Annotated in this window: 4 protein-coding genes and 1 pseudogene; 3 read left to right on the top strand and 2 right to left on the bottom strand. The window is 42.8% G+C overall.

Annotated features, from left to right (window positions below):
* Window positions 1-317 precede the first annotated feature (317 nt).
* Window positions 318-1,619, top strand: coding sequence for a lipopolysaccharide assembly protein LapB (locus F6J94_RS27930; protein ID WP_293046364.1), 1,302 nt, complete (start codon window positions 318-320; stop codon window positions 1,617-1,619).
* 215 nt (window positions 1,620-1,834) lie between these two features.
* On the opposite strand, the gene F6J94_RS27925 is transcribed toward F6J94_RS27930, so the two are convergent.
* Window positions 1,835-1,990, bottom strand: coding sequence for a hypothetical protein (locus F6J94_RS27925; RefSeq protein ID WP_293022410.1), 156 nt, complete (start codon window positions 1,988-1,990; stop codon window positions 1,835-1,837).
* Between the two features lie 195 nt (window positions 1,991-2,185).
* Between F6J94_RS27925 and F6J94_RS27920 the strand changes: the two genes are divergently transcribed.
* Both F6J94_RS27920 and F6J94_RS27915 read left to right on the top strand, forming a co-directional pair.
* Window positions 2,186-3,481 (top strand): AAA-like domain-containing protein, encoded by a 1,296-nt coding sequence (locus F6J94_RS27920; RefSeq protein ID WP_293046361.1) that lies wholly within the window; start codon window positions 2,186-2,188, stop codon window positions 3,479-3,481.
* Window positions 3,482-3,495: 14 nt separating this feature from the next.
* Window positions 3,496-6,093: an AAA-like domain-containing protein gene (locus F6J94_RS27915; protein ID WP_293046358.1), complete on the top strand. Its 2,598-nt coding sequence runs from the start codon at window positions 3,496-3,498 to the stop codon at window positions 6,091-6,093.
* An 82-nt stretch (window positions 6,094-6,175) separates the two neighbouring features.
* Here F6J94_RS27915 and F6J94_RS27910 read toward each other — a convergent pair.
* Window positions 6,176-6,363, bottom strand: a pseudogene (locus tag F6J94_RS27910) (FHA domain-containing protein); the annotation flags it as partial.

Here is a 6,363-nt window from a genome sequence, read left to right as displayed (position 1 = left end):
TTCCCGTGTGCCCCACGGTACTTTCATTTTCTAAGGTTTGCTTTACTGGTTTTTGGTATCCGCTAGGATCCATACGTTTTTAATGAGGTTTTTCGCGCCTCATGTACTAGCATCGCTTTACGTCGTGGGCTTAATGACAGTACCGACGAATCCTGTCTGTGCTAGGCTACTCCTTTAGTATAGCAAATTAATTAAAAGCCGTCGTTCGCGTAGCGTGGCCAAAGGCCAACGAAGGACGGGGCTTGAAACCCATCTTTTTGGTCAGTTTGAACCTAAAATCGCTAGCCTAACTGGTAGTAACCTTCTTTAGTTTCCTTATGGCTACCTTGCGCTTACATCCTCTCAGACTCAAACTAAGCAACTGGGCAATTATAGCATTATCCGCTGCTATACTCCCGTTATGTTTTGCTAGTGTGACCTTGTGCCAATCCAATGATAATGATAATCCCAATCCATTGGAACTGACTTCTCCTGATCCCCTCCTGCCTTCGTTATCCCCAGACGAACCTCTCAACCCTTCCGAACGTTCTAGACTCAGCCAAGCTTTGGATGAACTAAATGCTGAAGCTCAAGCTGAATTCAAAGCTGGTAATCAATCCAAAGCCTTTGAGATCTGGTATCGGGAAATCCGACTGCGGCGAGTGCTAGGGGATCCAGTGGCAGAAGTGCAAACTTTGGGCAGAGTAGGAGGAGTTGCCTGGAATGAAAACAATAAGCAGTCAGTGCAACTAATTACGGCACGCTTGGAAGAGATTCAGCAGGAAAATAAAGCAGAAGACTCGATCAATCTGCCACTCTTAAAAGCTTTGGGTAAGGCTTATGAACAGATCCGAGTGCCAGGACAAGCCTTGACAGTTTATGAGCAAATTCTCGCTGATGCTCGCAACCAGGAAGATATGGCAGCGGTTGAGGCTACCTTGAAGACCATGGGTCAATTGCACATGGCTTGGTTTGATTATCCCAAAGCAGCAGAAACCTATGAGGAATTACTGGCTCAAGCTCAGAATCAAGCTCAGAATCAACGCGATGTTCCTTGGCCTTTGGGCCACGCTACGCGAATGGAACCGCTTCGCGAACGCATAAATGAACAAGAACAAGTGGCTTATTTACAAGAGCTAGCTTATATCTACGACCAAGACCAACAACCAGACCAGGCATTGCCCAAAAAGCAGCAATTAGTGGACATTTACCTCAATCAAGGCAATGATACCCAGATTCCAGCCCTGAAAATTGCGATCGCATCTGATTACAACAGCCTCAATCAACCAGAAAAAGCTAGTCAAACCTATCAAGAAGCCTATTCCTTAGCCTGGTCTCTACAGCAGTTTGCCCATGCTAGCGAAGCACTACAACCTCTAGCACAACTTTACCTGACCTCTAAGCAGCCAGAGTTTGCCTTGCAAGTTTATGAGGTTTTGCTTCAAGTTGAACAAAAATCCTATAATTATTATGGCTTGATGAATACTTACGACAAAATTGGTCAAGTTTATCTGGATATGAACAACTATCCTCAAGCCTTAGCAGCATTTCAAAAGGGGCTAGACTTAGCTGAGTCATTACAGCATCGAGAAGCTTATTTTGTCAATAAAATTCAGTTAGTCAATCGGCAAAATTTGTAGTATGATTCTAGGTTGATAGTTGTTAAACTAACGACTATAGTACAGGGAATCGGGAATCGGGAATCGGGAATCGGGAACTTTTGATGAAGTAGTTATCGATTAAATTGGTATACTTATACCAATGCTGTAAACTACGACTACAGATCAATTTCATTTCCGTATCTCCCCATTTCCCTATCTCCCTATCTTCCCATCTCCGGAGCTAGACAACCGCCTCACTCCTCACCGTTATCTGAATCATCAGAGTCGATTAACAAATACAACAATGCACAAATAGCAGCAACAATACCTAACAATGGAGATTCAGTAGAGAGGGTTAGAACTAGTAACACAATTTCCAGAAGGGTTTGGAAGCTTTCGAGATTGTTCATGAAAATTGTTTCAGGTGAACTACAATTTCATCAAACCCTGGGGCTAAAGCAGTTGAGACCTTGAAAGCTATTGAGATCAGGTGACTTATGGCCAACTTATAGTTGATTGCCGACTTGTACCTGAGTTGTACCTGAGTTGGGCTGAGTGACTATAAAAGATAGTTATAGTTTGAGTAGTTCATCGAACCGACAACTATGTCTCGCTCACTCAGAGTTCATCCCGAGTCTATTGACCAGGTGAAATTAGCTCTTAAGCGCAACGGTTATCCTCGCCAGAAAGACTTAGCTGAGGAATTGGAGATATCTCTATCAACCCTCAATAATTATCTCAATGGCCGACCTGTCGATAACCTGAATTTTCAAGAAATTAGTGAAAAATTGGGGCAAGACTGGAAAGCGATCGCTTTTCTAGATCAAGAAAGCGCACCAAGCAATAGCAATGTTAATCCAGATCCATGGAAACCGGATTTAGATCAGGACGAAGCTATCCCTGACGTTGACTATTATGTTGAACGTCCTCCTATTGAAAGCATTTGTTATCAAACACTTTTACGTCCAGGTGCCTTGGTGAGAATTAAAGCACCAAGTCTAATGGGGAAGACCTTACTGATAGCTAGAGTGCTGAAAAAGTTGGTTGCCCAGCACGGCTATCAAACTGTTTATATTAACCTGCACCTCGCTAACCACGCTGACCTTGGGAATCTTAATTCATTACTCAAGTGGTTTAGCTTCTGTGTCAGTGAAAGTTTAGGATTAGCTAATCGATTAGCTGATTATTGGTACGAAGGATTATCGACTAGTAAAATGGCTTGTACCAACTACTTTGAACGGTATTTGCTAAGGCAGGTTAACAGGCCAGTAGTTCTATGTTTGGATGAAGTTGACCGAGTTTTTCCTCATCGTGATGTGGCATCGGACTTTTTAGGAATGCTAAGGGCTTGGCATGAGAAAGCCAAGATGGGTAAACGTTTAGAACGGCTCCGATTAGTGGTGGTTCATTCCACAGAAGTTTATATTCCCCTGAACCTTAACGAATCCCCGTTTAATGTTGGTGTTCCGATTGAGTTACCGGAATTGACCCAAGAGCAAATTATTGAATTAGCCCAACAATACCAACTTGATTGTACAGCATCTGAGGTTGAGCAATTGCAGGGGTTAGTAGGTGGACATCCCTATTTAATTGGCGAATGCTTTAACCATCTCAAATTTAATGGTATTGGTTCCCTGGAGAAGGTATTAAACAATGCTGCCACCGAAGCTGGGATTTATCGCAATCATCTACGACACCTCTGGCAGATGCTACAGCAACACCAAGCTTTGGCTGATGCTTTTAAAGATGTGATTGAGGCCAGTTGTCCGATTCCCTTAGAATCCCGATCGGCTTACAAACTACACAGTATGGGATTAGTTCATTTACAAGCACATCAGGTAACTCTCCGTTGTCAGTTGTATCGGGAGTATTTTCAAGCACGATTCCAGGAGACCCAATGATTGAAACCCAGACTATGCAAATTTATCAAGTAGGTGGCGCATTACCCCTTAATGCTAGCAGTTATGTCAAGCGTCAGGCCGATGAAGAGTTGTATCAATACCTAAAAGCAGGGGAATTTTGTTATGTCTTAAATTCCCGTCAGATGGGAAAGTCTTCCCTGAAAGTTCAAACCATAAAACGGTTGCAACAAGAAGACATTGTTTGTGCTTCTATTGATATTACCATGCTGGGGTCGCAACAGATTCCCCCACGGGAATGGTATGGCGGTTTGATTAGTGGGTTGGTGTCTGAGTTAGAACTCTACGACAGGTTTGATGAATACCATTGGCTTCAACAGCACCAAAAGATTTCTCCGGTGCAGTGCTTTCGTAAGTTTATCAAAGAGGTATTGTTTGAATATATTGCTCAACCAATTGTTATTTTTATTGATGAAATCGATAGCGTTCTGCAATTAAGCTTCAAAGATGACTTCTTTGCCCTAGTTCGAGCCTGTTACAACAAACGGTCGGAAAATTCTGCCTATAATCGCCTTAGTTTTGTGCTTTTAGGGGTGGCGACACCGGGGGATTTAATTGAAGATAAAGACCGAACCCCGTTTAATATCGGACGGGCTCTGGAATTACATGGCTTTCAACCCCATGAAGTTGAGCCGTTAGTTAGGGGATTGGCGGGACAGGTCAGCAACCCCCAGGCTATTATCGAGGAAATCTTAGACTGGACAGGAGGACAGCCCTTTCTTACCCAAAAGCTGTGTCAGTTGGTGGTTAGTTCTGCCTCGGTTTTCGATCCCTTAAAAAAAGGGGAGAAGGAATGGATTGAGAAATTGGTGCGATCGCATATCATCTCGAACTGGGAAGCTACCGATGAGCCAGAACATTTGAAGACCATACGCGATCGCATCTTGAGTAATGAGCAACGGTCTGCCTACTTGTTGGAATTGTATCAACAGGTGTGGCAACAGGGGGAAGTTGTTGCCAATAACAGTTTTGAGGAAGGTAAGTTACAGTTATCTGGATTAGTAGTCAAGCAGAGAGTTGGAGCTTTTCCAGTTCTTAAAGTCTATAACCGTATCTACCATAAAGTCTTTAATCAGGACTGGATTGAGCAAGAATTAGCTGCATTACGTCCCTATTCGGAAGGGTTTAGGGCTTGGGTGGCGTCGGGATGTCAGGATGAGTCGCTGTTGTTGGGAGGGAAAGCTCTAAAGGATGCTCAGGGTTGGGCAAAGGGGAAGAATTTAAGTTATTTGGATCAGCAGTTTTTGGCGGCCAGTGAAAAGAGAAGGATTGAAGAGCAAATAGCTCAAGAAAAGCTGGAAGCAGAATTAGACAGAGAGAGGAAGGATAGGGAAGCGACCCAGAAGAGAAATCAGGTACTAACTGAGGCGAATCGGAAGGCTCAACGGGGGATTCAGATCCGCGCTGTGGTAATTACTGTAGCTGTGTTGGGAACAATTGTTTCAGGAGTAGTGGCAGTAAAGGAAATGATCATGCTAGCGGAAGCTAAAGCTGCTCATAAAATAATCAAAGAAGATATCGAAACCATTAATCGCCTCTCTGAACTTGCTGCAGAACTCCAAAACAAGGGGCTGTCTTCTGAAGCACAAGAGGCATGGGTTCAAGTCAGTAAGTCTACACTAATCCGAGAAGACAAGCGCAATATCAAGCAAGCCATGCTGTTAGCTTCGATTTCTTTAGCAAATCAGCAACTTAGTCAGAAGTATCAAGAATTTGAACAGGATAGTAAAGCAACCGAATGGCGGAATGAGGCTAGGCAAAGGATTAAACAGATAAAGGAAAAAAATCTATTACCCTCACAACCTAAACCAGATGTCCCCGAAGAATGGGCAATTCAGGTTCATGTCAAAAGAGTAGAAGGGAGCTTGTTGAGAACAGAAGGGAAGATAGAGGAAGCCTTAAAAGCTTACAAGGAAGCCTTTGATATACTTGATACTGCTTGGCAAAAGTTTCCGAACGTTGATCTCGATACAGAAATTCCTATACCTAGCTTTATTCCTCAACAACAGTCAATACTCTCAACGAATGCCGTAGAAAATTTGCATCGGGAATACATTGAGTTACTATCTGAAAACGGTCAAGACTATCAAATGGTCAAAGACTCTCTTTTCAATCACTTCCTAGCTGAACTTCACTTCTTTATGAAGTCGGGAAACTGGAAAGATGCTGACCTAAAAAATGTTCGTATCATGCTTTACATCGCTGATCGAGAAAAAGAAGGTTGGCTCGATCTCAAACATATTGAACAATGTTCCTGCCAAAAGCTACGTACTCTTAACACCCTTTGGGTCAAACACTCAGATGGAAAGTTTGGCTTCAGTGTACAAAAGCAGATCTTGGACAAAATTATTGCTGAGCGTGGTTTACCCAAGGGAGAGTATGATGAATTATTAGATGAAACATGGTACGAGTGGTGGGAAAAAGTAAACTGGTATGCAGAAATTTTCAACAAAAACAAAGCGGAGGAAGGTCACTTACCCTTGGCACCGTGGAACACCAAGGAAAATCGTACTGTGACTTTCCAGGGAAGAGACCCAGTGACTCGTTGGCGCAAGTATTTTCTTAGTGATCTATTCTCCCGTTGCGACTGGTAAACTTTAACATCCTGTAGCTAACCGCTCAAACTATAACCTTAAAATTATAAATTTTAAGGTTAACTTGGCGGTCATTTACTTACTAATTATCCCATTCTTCCGAATCATCAATCATACCGGGATTAATTAGGGTAATATCATACTCATCCATTTGATCTACTGGATCAGTTGGGGTATTCTCTCGCTTCAGTAGATAATATTTAGCACTGACCTTAGGTGCGAAAATTACCTCATCTTCATCTTCGAGATCACGGGCTTGAAGCTTACGAC

Origin of the sequence: Moorena sp. SIO1F2 (assembly GCF_010672755.1) — a bacterium.
Lineage (GTDB): Bacteria > Cyanobacteriota > Cyanobacteriia > Cyanobacteriales > Coleofasciculaceae > Moorena.
Note: the sequence above shows the minus strand (reverse complement) of the source record. Positions and strands in the feature narration are given on the sequence as shown.